This window comes from Allomuricauda sp. MMSF_3307, from assembly GCF_030733585.1.
Classification (GTDB): Bacteria; Bacteroidota; Bacteroidia; order Flavobacteriales; family Flavobacteriaceae; genus Flagellimonas.
Window position 1 is genome coordinate 22894 of record NZ_JASHIQ010000008.1, and the last position, 15831, is coordinate 38724.

Genomic DNA, 15831 nt, shown 5'->3' on the forward strand with positions numbered 1-15831 from the left:
AGCCCCATCACGGGGCTTCTTTGTTTTTATCTTTTATCAAAATATCCTAGCTTAGAACCCCAATGGAGCTAAGCAAAAAAATTGGATTGGCCCTTGGGCCCATCGCTTTCCTGATACTGAACCTGTTGCCTTTTGAAATAGTATCCGAAAAAGGCGACCCCGTAATTGCCATAGCAGCCTGGATGCTGATTTGGTGGATCACCGAAGCGGTTTCCATTTCGGTGACCGCACTGCTTCCGTTACTTTTGATGCCTATTTTGAATGTACTCCCCATTGCAGAGGTGGGGGCCAACTACGGCAGTCCAATTGTATTTCTATTTTTTGGGGGATTCGTCATGGCCTTGGCACTGGAAAAAGTCAATCTGCACCGACGGATTGCGCTCAATATCATTAAACTGACGGGCACCACTCCCAACAAGGTTATTCTGGGTTTTATGATTGCCACCGCGACCTTGAGCATGTGGATCAGTAATACGGCAAGCACCGTGGTGATGCTGCCCATAGCCCTTTCCGTCATCAATTTATTGATCAACGACGAGGACGGTTTTACCAAAAACGACCAAAATTTTGCGCTGAGCGTAATGCTCGGCATTGCCTTTTCCGCCAATGCGGGGGGAATTGCCACAGTAATCGGCACACCACCCAATTCCGTATTGATCGGGCTTTTGGAAAATGAATACAACACTGAAATTTCCTTTCTGAAATGGATGACGATTGGATTGCCCTTTTCCATCATCATGATTGCCATATGTTATTTGGTTTTGGTCAAATGGATGTTTCCCAACCGGGATTTAAAATTCAGCGCCTCCAAAGAAGTCATTCATACAGAGCTCGAGAAATTGGGCCCCACATCCGGCAAGGAAAAAATGGTGCTCATCATTTTTGGGGTAACGGTGTTCCTATGGATTTTCAGAACCTTGATCAATGGCATTTTCCCCAGTTTGGGACTTACGGATACCATGATCAGTATTTTGGCTGCCATTGCCCTCTTCGCCATTCCGTACAATATTAAAAAAGGAGATTTTATAATCGTCTGGCAGGACACCTCCAAATTGGCCTGGGGCATCTTGATCCTTTTTGGTGGAGGTTTGGCCTTGGCCCAAGGCATGTCCGCTAGTGGCATTGTGGATATGGTCGCCAACGCCATTGCGCAAAGCGAGGTAAGTGTTTTGTTCACCGCTGCCCTATTGATCTTTTTAATGCTGTTTATGACCGAGTTGATGAGCAACGTGGCCCTTGTGGCCGTACTTGCCCCAGTGGTAGCGGGTATTGCCATTGGTCTGGACATTCCCATGCTCCATCTACTGATTCCCGTGACCATTGCAAGCAGCTGTGCCTTTATGCTGCCCATGGCCACACCGCCAAATGCCATTGTCTTTGCCAGTGGTTATGTGAAAATACCACAGATGGCGCGCGTGGGCGTTATCCTAAATTTGATTGCTGTGGTGCTGCTTATTTTGGTGTTCCAATTTGTGATTCCGCTATTGTTCTAAACTAAAAATGCCCCTCCGGGCGGAAGGGCATTTTCACAAACTAACTAACTCAAAAAAATGTAAGAAACTAACTTAACTTACGCTACTTGCTTTTGCCACAAGTGGCACGTAACTCTTTGTTAGGTACAAACTTACAACCCTTTTTTGTGAAGAATATTGTAATTAGCCTTTTGTTAACGAAGCGGGCAAGACCTTCGTTTGACTGCGTTAAGGCCGGTAATGCTGTAAAGTGTGAAATTATCGCAGTCAAAAGGTCAAATCATGAAATAATTCGCACATAAAAACCTTTTTCATTGAAAATAATTCCACAAAGATGTCCATGTTATATTTATGTTAACCAGACACTTATATAGATTTCGTTAACAGATGGGCAGTTACGGAAAACTAAAAAACCCCTCGTCGGAGGGGTTTTTCATAGCTAACTCAAATAAGTTGTAAAATGATGAACATTTTACTGTATTGATCCTGAGTAGGGATCAAAACCTTCTGGGAGATAATTGGACGTATCAAATCCCAAATCCATTTCTTCATCTTCCATATAGTTGATGGAAGTAACGGCAATAACATCGGTATACGGATTGAAACCTTCGGGCAACAAATATTCGCTGTTAATGCCCAATTCAAGCTCCACATCACTTTCCATGTAAGGGATTGCCTTCAAATTCACGTACACCTCATAGGGAGAAAAGTCTTCAGGCAAATAGTCCTTGGTATCGAATCCAAGTTCCATATCCTCCTCTTCCATATAGTTGATGGAATGTACATCCACTACCTCGTTGTAAGGATTAAAGTGCTCCGGCAAGTACCTTTTGGTATCAAAACCTAGTTCTGGTTCAACATTGTTTTCGAGGTATATGATGGAATTCAGATCAAAGTAGCTTTTGTAAGGGTCAAAACCCTCTGGTAGATAATCGGAGGTATCAAATCCCAAATCCAGTTCGGGCTCATCCTCTATATAAACTACTTCATCCAAATTCAATTCGTAAGAGGCATATTCGCCCATTCCCGAAGTTGAATCGTTTACATCGGCATTGATGTTCAATGTCGTTAAACTGTTCTCTAAACTACCAAGTGTCTCCGATTGGAGCTCGGCCACCTTGGCATTTTGTTGGTCGTTGGCTATGGCGGTACTACTTAATAGGACACTTCCATAAATTAATAATAACTTGTTCATTTTTTGATTGAATTTTGTGATTGATGATATGCCTATAAGACTATTCAAAAACCAAAACGTTACAGTATTTAGGATTTTTTTACGAAAACCAAATGTCCGTTAGGCCCCGAAAAACAAGGTGTTTCACTCCAAACCATCAGTAAAAGGCAGGACTCCCAAAGGTTAGGCACTTACGTTAAAAAAAGTGCCGTTAATATTTATTTAACAGTTAGTTCTGCCGATTTTTAGGTTCTTTGAATCTTTTAGTTATTCAAACCACCCTATAATGATCAAAAATTTACTACCCCGACTACTTTTAGTCATTATGATTTTGGGCTCCCTTCAAACTGCGGAAGCCCAACTCTTCAAAAAGAAAAAGAAAGAAACCGAACAAAAAAAGGAAAAACCCAAGGCTGGCGACATCAAAGCTTATGATGAAGTCATTACCAAGAACGCCAAGACCGATGAAGGACTCTTTAGCGTGCACACCGTGGACGACAAGCAGTTTTATGAAATCCCGGATTCCTTGTTCGGGCGTGAAATGCTTATGGTAAGCCGAATTTCCAAAACCGCTACCGGTATCGGCTTTGGTGGCGGAAAAATCAACACCCAAGTATTGCGCTGGGAGAAAAAAGACAAAAAGGTGCTCTTGCGTGTCGCTTCTTACGAGAATGTGGCTGCCGACTCACTGCCCGTTCACGAAGCCGTGGTCAACTCTAACTTTGAGCCAGTACTTTTTGCCTTCGATATTCAGGCCATCAACAAAAAAGATTCGCTGAACCCTGCAACCGTGATCGAAATAGATCCTTTGTTTACCAAGGATGTGCAGGCACTTGGATTTCCCGATGGTTACCGAAAAAGGTTCAAAGTAAGCCGTTTGGACGGGGATAGAAGCTATATCGAGTCCATCAAAAGTTATCCCTTGAACATTGAGGCACGCCACGTAAAAACATACCTCTCCAACGATCCGCCAAGCAACGAAAGCCTTGGGTCCATTTCGTTGGAAATCAATAATTCGATGATTTTACTGCCCGAAGAACCCATGAAGCGCCGTTATTTTGACGAACGTGTAGGATGGTTTGCCCGAGGACAGGTGGATTATGGCCTCGATGCCCAAGAAAGCAAAACGGTGACCTATTTAGATCGTTGGAGACTTGAGGTGAAGGACGAGGACATTGAAAAATTCAAGGCAGGTGAATTGGTGGAGCCCAAAAAGCCCATTGTGTATTATGTGGATAGGGCCACCCCAAAAGAATGGGTACCCTACATTAAACAAGGTATCGAAGATTGGCAGGTCGCTTTTGAAGCGGCCGGGTTCAAAAATGCCATTATCGCCAAAGACCCGCCATCACCCGAAGAAGACCCGGAATGGTCTCCCGAGGACGTGCGCTATTCGGTGGTACGCTATTTGGCCTCCCCCATTCCAAACGCCAACGGTCCACACGTAAGTGATCCACGAAGTGGTGAAATCTTGGAGTCGGACATCAACTGGTACCATAATGTAATGAGCTTGCTACGGGGTTGGTTTTTTGTACAGACCGCCGCCATCAATCCCGAAGCCCAGAAAACCCAGTTCAAGGAGGAAATTATGGGTAGACTGATACGCTTTGTGTCCTCCCACGAAGTAGGGCACACACTAGGGCTTCCGCACAACATGGGAAGCAGCGTGGCCTACCCTGTTGATTCCCTGCGCTCTGCGAGTTTCACGCAGAAATATGGGACTGCGCCCTCCATTATGGATTATGCACGTTTCAACTATGTGGCACAACCCGGTGACGAAGGCGTGGCCCTTATGCCCGATATTGGCGTTTATGACAAGTATGCCATTAAATGGGGATACAGACCTATTTTGGACAAAACAGCGGAAGAGGAAAAACCAGTGCTCAACGCATGGATTTTGGAACATGCCGGCGATCCCATGTACCGATTTGGGCATCAGCAAGTGGGCGATATCCACGATCCGAGCTCCCAAACCGAAGACTTAGGGGACGATGCCATTAAAGCCAGCCTTTATGGAATCGAAAACCTAAAGCGCATAGTTCCCAATCTTATGGACTGGACCACAGAAAAAGGCGAGGACTATGACGACTTGGAAACCATGTACGGTCACGTGGTGGCTCAGTTCCGCAGATATATGGGGCACGTGGCCAACAACATTGGCGGCGTATACGAATACCATAAAACTGCGGATCAAGAAGGAGCTGTTTATACGCCCGTAAGCAAAGCGCACCAAAAGCGGGCCATGAATTTTATGCAAGAGCAACTTTTTGAAACCCCGGAGTGGTTGATCGAGCCCGACATCTTCAATAAAATTGAATACTCTGGATCGGTGGAACGCATCCGTGACACCCAAGAACGTTACTTGAACACCATGCTGCATTTGGGCAAACTGGCGCGACTTATCGAAGCGGAAACCCTTTATGGCCAAGAAGCCTATGGTATTGTGGAAATGATGGGCGATCTACGCAAAGGAATATGGTCGGAGACCAGAAGCGGAAGAACCATTGATACCTATCGAAGGAACCTTCAAAAAGCGCATATCGACCGTTTGGAGTACCTCATGACCGCGGACAGTCAGGGCAAAATGCCCGATTTTGGTGGATACCGAAAGTCAACACCCATCAACACGAGCCAATCGGATATCCGTTCAGTGGCAAGAGCTGAGCTGAACAATCTGAAAAGGGATATCAGAAATGGCCTGGCCCGAATCTCGGATACCATGAGCCGCTACCATTTGCAGGATGCCATGGAGCGTATCGACCTAATATTGGAGCCCAAATAGGCCTCCGGATAAGAACAATAAATTAGATCTTCAAGGTGTGGTCGGTGCATTCATCGATCACACCTTGTTTTTTTATCCCTTCACATCAGCCAAAAGTAGTTTCACAACATATAAGTGGGATTTCCCTTCGTATTGATTACTTTAGTAATCCCAAATCTCACATCATGAACTACAAAACTAAAAGCTTACTCTACTTTTGCGGCTTCGTGGCAGCTTCGGCTCTTTATTACGTAGTAGAGCAACACGACAACTTCCAGGAACATCTCAATTCAAAAAGCTATGTCGAGACCCAATTTGAGGACGCCGACGAGTATGTGGATGATTCCGAGAAAAAGCTTGAGGAAGAAATCAAGTAGTTCACACCCTTACCTTTTTTGAACTGTTAAAAGCATCACAAACCCAGTTTTGATGGTTAAACCTTTGGATAGCCGCTTTGTCCAAAGCATATCATTAAAATTTAAGTTTATGAAACGATTAGCAGTAACATTGGTCTTGCTGATAAGTATCGGCGCGACCGCACAAAGACATGATGGCCAACAAATGCGCAAAGCTCCCCAAATGGACATGACCGCAGAGCAAATGGCCACCCTGCAAACCAAACACATGGTCTTGGCATTGGACCTGACCAAGACACAGCAGGACAAAGTGTACCACATTAATCTGGAAAACGCCAAGTTCAAAAAAGAGAAATGGGACGAGATAAAGGTGGCGAAAGAAAACGGGGAATGGGAAAAACCATCCTCCGAAGAGCGATTTGAAATGGCCAACGCACGTTTGGACCGTCAAATCGCCCTTCAGGAAAAAATGAAAGACATACTGGACGAAAAACAGTATGAGACTTGGAAAAAGTTCACCCATCACAAAAAAATGCATGGCAGTAAAAGAATGCAGGAGAGAGGGAGAAGAGGATAGTGTTTTTTGTTGATTTAAGAAGCCGCGCCTGCCATGGTCGCGGTTTCTTTTTTTATGGCTTTTTTACAGATACACTTGGTTATCTGCTTTTTTACAGATATATTTGATTATCTGCTTTTTTACAGATATAATTAATTATCTGCATATAAACAGATATTTTAATCAAGAAATATCATGATAGCCATTCTCACCGGAGACATCAAAAACTCCTCGGAACATAAAGCCAGTACATGGTTACCCCTTTTAAAAGGGGTACTTTCGCAATATGGCCAAGAGCCCAAAGATTGGGAAATATACCGCGGTGACAGCTTTCAATTACAGACCACCGCAGAAACAGCATTACAAGCCGCCATCCATATCAAGGCCAGCATCAAGCAAATTCGACCATTGGATGTTCGTATTGGCATTGGACTGGGCGAAAAAAACTACGATGCACCAAAGATTACCGAATCCAATGGCCCTGCCTTTGTCCATTCCGGTGAATGTTTTGAAAAGCTAAAAAAACAAAATCTCGGACTACAAACCAGCAATGAAACGTTCGATGGACATATCAACCTTCTCTTGGAATTGGCCTTGCTGACCATGGATGATTGGACACCGGCCATTTCCAAAACCGTGAAGTATGCCATAGAAAACCCTAAGCTGAATCAAAAGGAACTGGCGGCACTTCTCAACAAATCACAAGGCAATATAAGTGAGGAATTAAGTAAGGCAGGATTTGATGAAGTCCAAAAAATGATTCATTTTTACAAAGCACAACTCGCCCAATTATGATGCTTTTGGCCCTAAAACTACTGCTTGCCCACTTTATCGGGGACTTTGTTCTTCAACCCGGGCATTGGGTCGAGGACAAGCTGAAGAAAAAGGGACGTTCCAAATATTTGTATGCTCACATCGGGGTACATCTTTTGGCCCTCCTGCTCTTACTGCAATTCAAACATATTGGGGCGATTGCCGTAATCGTGGTGACCCACTTTCTGATAGATTTGGCAAAGTTATCCCTCACCAATCCCAAAAACTACCGTTGGCTCTTTGTGCTGGATCAGTTGTTGCACTTATTCGTCTTGGGCAGTGTTTTGTACTGGCTATCCCCTTTTCAAATTGATGTTAGCTTTTTCTGGGATGAAAAGACCTTATTGCTTATCACCTTTTTGGTGTTTGTTACCTACGTGTCGGGTATCCTGATGCGCATGTTGTTGGCACCTTATATTGATGAAGTTGCGAAGGACGACCCTACGGGCGAAGGAGGTTCCCTCAAAAATGCAGGCACCTATATCGGCATGTTGGAGCGCCTTTTTGTATTTGGTTTTATACTGATGCAGCAATGGGCGGCCATTGGACTTTTGATCGCTGCAAAATCCGTGTTCCGTTTTGGCGACCTCAACAAGGGCAAGAACCGAAAACTCACGGAATATGTCCTTATCGGAACCCTATTGAGCTTTGGTTTGGCCATTCTTTCTGGCCTGTTTTATGGCTATTTGATGGAAATCATCTAGACCCAAAAAAAAGCCACCCAAAATTGGATGGCTCCTTAACATTACTAAACTTAAAAACACTTAGTTAAAAACTTGGCTTTCCTTAAGGATCTCCATACTCTCCAACACTTGGCTTACGGCCAAGGTCATGGATTTGGCAGAGACCGTTGCACCGGAAATACCGTCAATGTCCTTTCCATACACCAAGGTTTCCCCCGATTTTCTACCGATAAATTGTTTCAACCAACGCTGGCTGCCCACTTGGCGTCCATGGTCCTCGCGGTAAATGAGTATTTTGGATTTTTTAATGCTCATATCCGCGTCAAAAAGCACTACGTAATCAAAAGTTTTCTTGAGACTTGGGGCCACGCCCACATACACATATCCCAAACTTTTTCCTTGCGACACCACTTCGAACAAGTTGTCGCCGCCCAATTCGGATGGGGTTTTTTGGTTCAGTTCGGGCGTAATGTCCACCCAGTTCATGGTGAAATCCGTAACCTCGTAGGTGCCTGTCACCGCACTGTTGATTTTCTCCTGTAATCTTGGCGATAACTTATCCACCTTGAATCCGAATAAAAACAAGGTGGATAGCATCACCATAGCACTGATCTGCTGAATTTTATTGGCCCTCAACATTGTTCTTTACAGAGGTGTTCGCTACAAATTTGTTAATGGTCTCCAAGACTTCCTCCTTGGTAGCACCTTTTTGCTCCAAAGCGTAAAAATGCACAAACAACGGTTTATCATCCACCTTTTTTAAGAGGGTAAGGTCACCTTCCCTATTGTATACCTCATCCCAAGCGGCCCTGGCAGTCGCCCAAAAATCTTGGTTCTCCGCCCACCATTCCTTGGCAGCCTGGCATCTTTCGTCAGCTACTTTTACATAGGTATTGTATCCTTTCTCTTGGGCCAAAAGCACATCTTGCTCCCCATCGGTGCGGATAATTTTATTGTTGTCCTGTTCATGCACCCAGCCGTTGGCGGTAATCTCCTGTCTGTTGCCGCGGCTCATAACATTGTAGTCACTCCTTTTGGTGTATTCTCTTCGGGGCAGTGGCGAGTCGCTCCTATTTTCCCAATAGTGTCTTCCATCAAAATGTACCCATGTAGAAGATCCGGAATACCGTGGGCTATCATCCACTTGATACACCTTTTGGGTCCACTGGCCCTTTACCGCATTGGCAGGCAGTTGGGTAAAAACCCAATTATTGTCCTTGTCGTAGTGAAACACCGCCTGGTTTTCGTACAACCAATCCTGTCTCCAGTGCTTGATTACCGTGGTATCGTTCAATACCAACAGATGCTGCAACGAAATTTTGTTGTCCTCGTCCACAATCGGCAAGGCCAGTTCCAAGGCCTTGGAGGTATAGTCCAGGTGCTTTTCATAATCGATTTCTGGGGCAAAGGTCTCGGTATACTTAAAGCTTACCTCGTAACAGCCGCACATATCCAAAATAGCTTGGCGGTCCAATTCTTTTTTTTCCTGTGAGGTTGCCATGGTGGTTACAAAGGCCAAAAGCAACGATGAAGCGATTGTTTTTTTCATATCAGTTTCTATTTGATCGTTTTAGAATTTGTTCGGGTCAAAAATACTAAACTTATTTAGATTGAATAAAAATTAAATATATATTTGTCACCAAATTTAAATGGAATGAGTCTAAATAAAAATATTTACCTCTTATTTTCAACACTTTTAACACTCAGCTTGGTCTCTGCCCAAGAATCCCCCATCCAACAAAAAGACTCCATTATCACCGAAAATCTGGATGAAGTTGTGGTTACGGCAACCCGAACGGTGCGCCAACTTTCTTCCCTCCCACTGCCTGTGACCTTGATTCCCAAGGAACAGATCAATCGTTCCGGGGTTACCCGATTAAATGAAATCCTAAACGAACAGACCGGAATTGTGATGACTCCTGATGCAACCATTGGTGGTGGCGAAGGGGTACAGATCCAAGGAATCGCTTCCGATTATGTCATGATATTGATAGACGGGGTTCCCGTAGTAGGCCGAAGCTCTGGAAATCTGGACTTGAGCCGTTTTGCTATTGGCAATATCAAACAGATTGAAGTGGTAAAGGGTCCCTCCTCCAGTCTTTTTGGTTCAGAAGCCCTGGGCGGGGTCATCAACATCATCACAGAAAAACCGAATACCGATGACATTAGCGGTCAGATTTCCCATCGCGCGGCAACGTTCAACAATCAAAATAGCACCATCAACCTGAATCAAAGAAAAGGGGACCTTGGCTACTCACTCTTTGTGGACCGATTGAGCACCGACGGTTTTGATCTGACTCCCAACTCGGAGGGGCAAACCGTGAATCCGTTTTTCAACTACACCTTAAATGGAAGGGTATACTTTAATGTGTCCGACCAACTCAAGGCTTTTGCATCTGGGCGTTACTTTCTTCAGGATTTCGACATCCCTTCAGGAACAAGCGAAGAGCGTGATGGCAATGTACACCTACGATTGGACCATGAATTGAGCAAGAAATCCAGCTTCGAGTACGAGCTGTATTACACCAATTATGTCACCAACGAGCAAACGGTAGACCCTATTAACGATGAAATTCTGCTCGACAATGATTTCAACCAAAAACTCTTCCGTCCCGAAGTACGCTTTAACCACGCCTTCAGTTCGGATAATACGGTAACGGTGGGCGCCGGTTACAATCTCGAAAACTTGGAGCGTTCGCTTTTTGCGGAAAACATCACCTTCAACTCCCAATATGTTTACGCACAATACGACTTTAAACCATTGGAAAAGCTAAATATTATCGCAGGGGCCCGTTTTGACAACCATAGTGAGTACAATTCCCAGCTCAGCCCAAAACTATCCGCCCGCTACGACCTTTCCCCATATTGGTCCGTAAAGGGTTCCGTGGGCAGTGGTTTTAAGGCCCCCGATTTCCGTCAGCTCTACCTCGACTTTACCAATGCCGCAGGTGGTGGCTATTCCGTTTTTGGAAAGGAAGTGGAGGCCGCAGGCATTCAACGTTTGCAGGAAAATGATGAAGTGGCCAACCTTGTCGTGGACCCCAACGACCTTGGGGAACGCTTGGACGCCGAAAGTTCAGTGGGCATCAACTTGGGGGTGGGCTTCAAAAAAGGGCAATTTCGAAGTGATCTAAATTTCTTTCGAAACGACTTTACCAACCTAATCGATACCCGCATCTTGGCGGCCAAGACCAACGGACAAAATGTGTTCGGGTACATCAACCGCGAAAGCGTGTACACCCAAGGCCTTGAGGTGGACCTTCAATACAAGGTTCTTGAAAATTTGGACCTGTCCGCAGGCTACCAATTGCTGTATGCGTTCGACAAGGATAAGGAGGATGCCATTGAAAATGGTGAGGTCTTTGCCCGTGACCAGCAAACGTTGGAAACCATTCGATTGGACCGCAGCGATTACTTTGGGCTCGAAAACCGTTCGAGGCACACCCTCAACTTCAAAGCTTTTTACGAAGCGCCCGAATGGGGCGCCAATGCCAACCTACGCGTGGTGTACCGTAGCCGTTTTGGACTCACCGACCGTAACGGCAACGATGTGCTCGACGAGCTGGACAACTCCTTTGTGGATGGCTACGCCCTAGTGAATCTTTCCTTCGGAAAAACATTTTTTAAACACTATGAATTGCAACTGGGCGCCAATAATCTGTTGGACTTTCAAGGGTCCAATCCTTTGGCATCGCAGGACAATGAACAATTGATCAATCCCGGAATACAATTATTTGCACGACTTAATATTCAATTTTAAAACCAAGATTACATGAAAACAACCCTAAAACTATTCAGCCTTTTAGCCCTACTCTTTGCCTTTGTTGCCTGTAGCGAAGACAACGACGGTGGCATGACGGATTTTACCGTGACTGCCATAAGCGCGGAATCGGGAACCGTAGGCACCGAAATTACCATCTCCGGAACCAATTTCCCCGAGGCTTCGGATATCAGCTTGACTTTTGGTGGCGTAGCGGCGACCATCAGCTCGGCAACCAGCACCCAAATCGTTACCACTGTTCCCAACGGGGCCACTTCAGGAGCTGTGACCCTTTCCGCCAACGGGACTTCCCGGGAAGTGACGGCTTCTTTTAGCGTATTGGCCAATTTGGTGAGCGCTACCGTCGAAAACTTGGAGGCTCCGCAAACAGGAGGTCAAGGACAACCGATTGGCGGCCCATTCACCAAATTCAGTTTTGAGACCGGTGAGGTGACCGATAGTGAAACGGATTGGGATATTGCCTTTAGGGGAACCACCATTGCCGTGAACGGAGGAACCGTGACGGGAACCAACGACGAGCCCGCTAGAAACGGAAATGCCGGTGCGGCCATTGAATCCGGTTTGTTTACCGATGTGACCACCGCAGAGGGACTCACCTTTGAGGTAGATGCCGACGGTGCCTTCGCCATCCCCACAGGAAGCCAAGAAGGTTGGTACAACTACAACTCCGCCACCTTTACCGTGACCCCGATTCCGGGACGGGTTTTGGTGTTCCGCACCCACGATGGAAAGTATGCCAAAGTAGAGATTTTGAGCTACTACCGCGATGCACCCGCAGAACCAGATGCCTTTACGGATGAATCCAGAGTGTACACCTTCAATTTTGTGTACAATCCAAACGATGGGGAAACCTCACTAAACGCCAACTAATATGAAACCCATAAGCATTGTTTACATTGTATTGAGGCTGCTATTGGGCGGATTTATGATCTATGGGGGCATCCAAAAGTTCCAAAAGCCCATACCCACCCCTGTAGAGGTGGTGGAAAAAGCCGAAAAGTTCACCTCGCCCGAGAAGGAAAATACCCTGCAGAAGATTTTGTACATCAGTGGGGCCAAACAAACGGGTTACTTTTGGGAAGTACTGGGGATTTGCGAACTGCTGTTCGGACTCTTGTTGATCCTGCAAGGCACCAGTTTTGTAGGAGCTCTATTCCTGCTGCCCATTACCCTGCATATTTTCTTGTTCCATTTGTTTTTGGAATCGGATGAATTACCAGAACTGTTACAAACCTTTGGTTTGTTCGCAGTGAACATTGCCTTGGTCCTCAAGGAAAGGCGCCATTGGCAACATTTGCTGTGGATAAAACCCATCTAGCAGCAACCATTCGGATAGTTTGATGAGAAAGCGGGGCAATTGCCCCGTTTTTTTTATCCGTTTTACGACACGAAAAAAATGGATAACGTTAAGCCGAACCGTCAAAAATGTGGTATTTTATAAAAAAGTTTATTTAAATGACGGATGACATGGGAGTAATAGCCACCAACGAACGGGAAATCAAACTATTTTACAATGCCGAGACCAATAAAGGCATGCAGACCTTGGCCTACCTGAAATCGTCCCAGAAAAAAGTGTTGGACATCGACCTTTCCAAAACCAAAGTTACGGGCACGCAATGGACCGAACTGGCCAAACTGTTGGGCAAGCCCATCAAAGACCTCATTAATACCGAACATCCCGATTTTATTAAAAAATACGGCGAAAACCCGGAGTTGCCCGATGATGAAGATTGGTTAAAATTAATGGAAAACAACCCCAAAGTGGTGACCCAACCCATTTTGGTAAACGGTGACCAAGCCGTACAAATAGACACTCCGTCCGAAGTGATGCAGTTTATCGAAGACGAAGACTAAACTGCCCCCATCCCATACTTAAATCCGTTCATCCGTATGCCGCAATCGAAAAGAGCCCGTTATCTCGGGATTGGAATCCTTCTGCTGATTATCTCGGCAAGCGTAGCGGTACAGTGGTTTTTTGACCAAAAAGTGGCTTCGCTGCTCCAAAGTGAAGCCATCCAACCTTATCAGTTGCAGTACGAAGGGCTGCACACCAATGTATTTTTGGGAAACATCCGACTTAGCCAAGTTTCGGCCCGTACCCCGGACCGGCAATGGGAGGTTGCTGCGGAAACCCTTCAGGTGAGGGGTCTTCACTATTGGGTCTTGCTTCAAAAAGAGGATGTGATATTTTCCAAAGTGCACATCCAATCGCCCTCGATTAATTATCATCCCAAAAAGCAGGACAGTTCTTCCGCTTCTGAAACAAATTCTTCCTCCCCACGCATCACCATCGAAAAACTGATTGTTGAAAACGGTTCTTTTTTAATGAAGGATACCACTAACCAACGTTCGGCCCTTCTGGAAGATATGACCATCAACATTAGCGACCTAACCTACCCCACCGAAGAGTCCAATGCCCCCTTTCCCGTGGACTACGGAACCTACCAAATTACTGCCCAAAACGGCTATTACGACCTGAGTGATTTGGAAGCCATAACATTTGGGCAGATGAATCTCAATCCCGATGATGGGGCGTTCGAGCAATTTGCACTGCGTAGCAGGTATAGCAAAACGGAACTGTCCCGCCAAGTGGCCCAAGAGCACGACCATTACGATTTGGGCATTGCCAACGTACTACTGAACGACTGGGAGGCGGGTACCACCAAAGGTGAACCTTATTTCCATTTGGGCGAATTGCAATTGCAGCAACCCATGTTTTATGTGTACCGCGATAAATTGTTGCCGGACAACACTTCGCATAAAAAACTCTACAATCAGGCGTTGCGGGATCTGCCGTTGGAGTTGCAGGTAGATTCCGTGACCATCTCGGAGGGGATGATTGCCTACGAGGAACGGATAAAACCGGATATAGCCCCCAAAGACCTGACCTTTACCGAAATCGATGCGACCATCCGCAACCTACACTCCAAGGGCACGGGCGAGGTACGGGCGAACATCACAGCCAAATTGATGGACAATGGCCCGTTTCGGTTGGATTGGTCGTTTGACCCGCAGAGCAAGGCCAATACGTTTTTGGTGAAGGGCGAACTATCGCATTTTCAGTCGGAAAGCATTAATCCCTTTTTAAAATCGAACTTGGGCGCCGAGGTGGAGGGCACGGTGCAACAACTCTACTTTACGATCAGCGGGAACGAGCTGGAATCACAGGGCGACATGAAGATGAAATACGACAACTTTGAGTTTACCGTACTCAAAAAGAACCGTTTGGGCGTCAATAAAGTGCTCACGGCCGTGGTGAACTTATTTACCAAGGACGGTAACAAAACGGACGAGGACGGCTTTCGTCATGGCGATTTTGAGATGGAACGCAAGCAGGACAAATCGTTCTTTAATTATTTATGGCTCAATCTGCAGGAGGGCTTGGTGGACACCATGACAGGCCGCGGCAAAAAAAGGGAGTAGCTGTTTCGGGTTGAGGGTTTCGGATTTCGGGTTTGGAACTTGTGCTTGGACTTGATGCTTGAATTTGGGTTTTGGAATTTGGCGTTTGTTGTTTATTGTTTGTTGTTTGGCGTTTATTGTTTGGCGTTTATTGTTTGTGGTTTCAGGTTTCAGGTTTCGGGTTTGGAACTTGAGCTTGAATTTGGGCTTCGGATTTTGGAATTTTTGGTTTGTGGTTTGTGGTTTCAGGTTTGAAGTTTTGAATTTGAACTTGAACTTGAACTTGTATTTGATACTTGTATTTGGGCTTTGGATTTTGGAATTTGGTGTTTGGTGTTTGTGGTTTGGTGTTTGTGGTTTGGTGTTTGTGGTTTCAGGTTTCAGGTTTGAGGTTTTGGTTTTGGTTTTGAGTTTGAATTTGAACTTGAGCTTGAATTTGAATTTGACACTTGAATTTGGGCTTTGGATTTTGGAATTTGAATAATACAGCTTCTCGACCGCTCCCATGTTTAAACCCACTTCCCTTTACCCTTTACCTTCAACCCTTAGCCCCTTCCCACCCGTCCCTATTTTCCATCTCCCGCCTGATAACTGATTACTGCCCACTGTAAATTGTTCATTGCTGATTGCCTCCTGTCCACTACCCCCTGCTAACTAATTCCTGCTTACTGCCAACTGTACCTTTCCCCCAGTTTTTTTAAGGTTTTGCTGCAATGGAATTTTACAAGTAATTATTATTTTGGCACCTCAACCTCCTATTGTTTAATCGAACACGTATTGCAACTATGACCTATGTCGTAGGATAACCCCCTATACCTGTTAGTCGAGTTATA

Annotated in this window: 14 protein-coding genes; 11 read left to right on the forward strand and 3 right to left on the reverse strand. The window is 45.4% G+C overall.

What is annotated here, in order from left to right:
• The first annotated feature begins 62 nt into the window (after positions 1-62).
• Positions 63-1493: an SLC13 family permease gene (locus tag RBB12_RS15955; protein WP_306014680.1), complete on the forward strand. Its 1431-nt coding sequence runs from the start codon at positions 63-65 to the stop codon at positions 1491-1493.
• A gap of 451 nt (positions 1494-1944) precedes the next feature.
• On the opposite strand, the gene RBB12_RS15960 is transcribed toward RBB12_RS15955, so the two are convergent.
• Positions 1945-2667: a hypothetical protein gene (locus RBB12_RS15960; RefSeq protein WP_306014681.1), complete on the reverse strand. Its 723-nt coding sequence runs from the start codon at positions 2665-2667 to the stop codon at positions 1945-1947.
• Between the two features lie 265 nt (positions 2668-2932).
• Here RBB12_RS15960 and RBB12_RS15965 point away from each other — a divergent pair, with 265 nt between their 5' ends.
• The 5 genes from RBB12_RS15965 (at position 2933) to RBB12_RS15985 (ending at position 7836) form a co-directional block, all read left to right on the forward strand.
• Positions 2933-5428: a zinc-dependent metalloprotease gene (locus RBB12_RS15965; RefSeq protein WP_306014682.1), complete on the forward strand. Its 2496-nt coding sequence runs from the start codon at positions 2933-2935 to the stop codon at positions 5426-5428.
• Positions 5429-5592: 164 nt separating this feature from the next.
• Positions 5593-5784, forward strand: a complete 192-nt coding sequence (locus tag RBB12_RS15970; RefSeq protein ID WP_306014683.1) for a hypothetical protein — start codon at positions 5593-5595, stop codon at positions 5782-5784.
• A gap of 109 nt (positions 5785-5893) precedes the next feature.
• Positions 5894-6340 (forward strand): hypothetical protein, encoded by a 447-nt coding sequence (locus RBB12_RS15975; RefSeq protein WP_306014684.1) that lies wholly within the window; start codon positions 5894-5896, stop codon positions 6338-6340.
• Positions 6341-6514: 174 nt separating this feature from the next.
• Positions 6515-7114, forward strand: coding sequence for a transcriptional regulator (locus RBB12_RS15980; protein WP_306014685.1), 600 nt, complete (start codon positions 6515-6517; stop codon positions 7112-7114).
• Complete coding sequence (locus RBB12_RS15985) at positions 7111-7836, forward strand: DUF3307 domain-containing protein (protein WP_306014686.1); 726 nt, start codon at positions 7111-7113, stop codon at positions 7834-7836. The genes RBB12_RS15980 and RBB12_RS15985 overlap by 4 nt, the downstream gene beginning before the upstream one ends.
• Before the next feature lie 60 nt (positions 7837-7896).
• Here the strand turns inward: RBB12_RS15985 and RBB12_RS15990 are convergent, their stop codons facing one another.
• Together RBB12_RS15990 and RBB12_RS15995 are read right to left on the reverse strand one after the other, a co-directional pair.
• A complete protein-coding gene (locus RBB12_RS15990; protein WP_306030359.1) occupies positions 7897-8454 on the reverse strand; it encodes an FMN-binding protein in 558 nt (185 codons plus the stop codon).
• Complete coding sequence (locus RBB12_RS15995; protein WP_306014688.1) at positions 8438-9364, reverse strand: DUF6607 family protein; 927 nt, start codon at positions 9362-9364, stop codon at positions 8438-8440. Before RBB12_RS15995 ends, RBB12_RS15990 begins: the two co-directional genes overlap by 17 nt.
• 105 nt (positions 9365-9469) lie before the next feature.
• Between RBB12_RS15995 and RBB12_RS16000 the strand changes: the two genes are divergently transcribed.
• The 5 genes from RBB12_RS16000 to RBB12_RS16020 all read left to right on the forward strand — a co-directional run bounded on the left by RBB12_RS16000 (position 9470) and on the right by RBB12_RS16020 (position 15019).
• Positions 9470-11575 (forward strand): TonB-dependent siderophore receptor, encoded by a 2106-nt coding sequence (locus RBB12_RS16000; RefSeq protein ID WP_306014689.1) that lies wholly within the window; start codon positions 9470-9472, stop codon positions 11573-11575.
• A 12-nt stretch (positions 11576-11587) separates the two neighbouring features.
• Positions 11588-12466, forward strand: coding sequence for an IPT/TIG domain-containing protein (locus RBB12_RS16005; protein WP_306014690.1), 879 nt, complete (start codon positions 11588-11590; stop codon positions 12464-12466).
• A 1-nt stretch (position 12467) separates the two neighbouring features.
• Positions 12468-12914, forward strand: a complete 447-nt coding sequence (locus RBB12_RS16010) for a DoxX family membrane protein (RefSeq protein ID WP_306014691.1) — start codon at positions 12468-12470, stop codon at positions 12912-12914.
• A gap of 137 nt (positions 12915-13051) precedes the next feature.
• Positions 13052-13450 carry an arsenate reductase family protein gene (locus tag RBB12_RS16015; RefSeq protein WP_306026674.1) on the forward strand — a complete coding sequence of 133 codons (399 nt, stop codon included), beginning with the start codon at positions 13052-13054 and terminating at the stop codon, positions 13448-13450.
• Positions 13451-13486: 36 nt separating this feature from the next.
• Entirely contained in the window at positions 13487-15019 is a 1533-nt protein-coding gene (locus RBB12_RS16020; RefSeq protein WP_306014693.1) for a DUF748 domain-containing protein, read from the forward strand.
• Positions 15020-15831: the final 812 nt, after the last annotated feature.

Bases quoted from the DNA above. Each gene is read 5' to 3' on its own strand.
- RBB12_RS15955 (WP_306014680.1), top strand. From the start codon at position 63: ATGGAGCTAAGCAAAAAAATTGGATTGGCCCTTGGGCCCATCGCTTTC.
- RBB12_RS15960 (WP_306014681.1), bottom strand. From the start codon at position 2,667: ATGAACAAGTTATTATTAATTTATGGAAGTGTCCTATTAAGTAGTACC.
- RBB12_RS15965 (WP_306014682.1), top strand. From the start codon at position 2,933: ATGATCAAAAATTTACTACCCCGACTACTTTTAGTCATTATGATTTTG.
- RBB12_RS15970 (WP_306014683.1), top strand. From the start codon at position 5,593: ATGAACTACAAAACTAAAAGCTTACTCTACTTTTGCGGCTTCGTGGCA.
- RBB12_RS15975 (WP_306014684.1), top strand. From the start codon at position 5,894: ATGAAACGATTAGCAGTAACATTGGTCTTGCTGATAAGTATCGGCGCG.
- RBB12_RS15980 (WP_306014685.1), top strand. From the start codon at position 6,515: ATGATAGCCATTCTCACCGGAGACATCAAAAACTCCTCGGAACATAAA.
- RBB12_RS15985 (WP_306014686.1), top strand. From the start codon at position 7,111: ATGATGCTTTTGGCCCTAAAACTACTGCTTGCCCACTTTATCGGGGAC.
- RBB12_RS15990 (WP_306030359.1), bottom strand. From the start codon at position 8,454: ATGTTGAGGGCCAATAAAATTCAGCAGATCAGTGCTATGGTGATGCTA.
- RBB12_RS15995 (WP_306014688.1), bottom strand. From the start codon at position 9,364: ATGAAAAAAACAATCGCTTCATCGTTGCTTTTGGCCTTTGTAACCACC.
- RBB12_RS16000 (WP_306014689.1), top strand. From the start codon at position 9,470: ATGAGTCTAAATAAAAATATTTACCTCTTATTTTCAACACTTTTAACA.
- RBB12_RS16005 (WP_306014690.1), top strand. From the start codon at position 11,588: ATGAAAACAACCCTAAAACTATTCAGCCTTTTAGCCCTACTCTTTGCC.
- RBB12_RS16010 (WP_306014691.1), top strand. From the start codon at position 12,468: ATGAAACCCATAAGCATTGTTTACATTGTATTGAGGCTGCTATTGGGC.
- RBB12_RS16015 (WP_306026674.1), top strand. From the start codon at position 13,052: ATGACGGATGACATGGGAGTAATAGCCACCAACGAACGGGAAATCAAA.
- RBB12_RS16020 (WP_306014693.1), top strand. From the start codon at position 13,487: ATGCCGCAATCGAAAAGAGCCCGTTATCTCGGGATTGGAATCCTTCTG.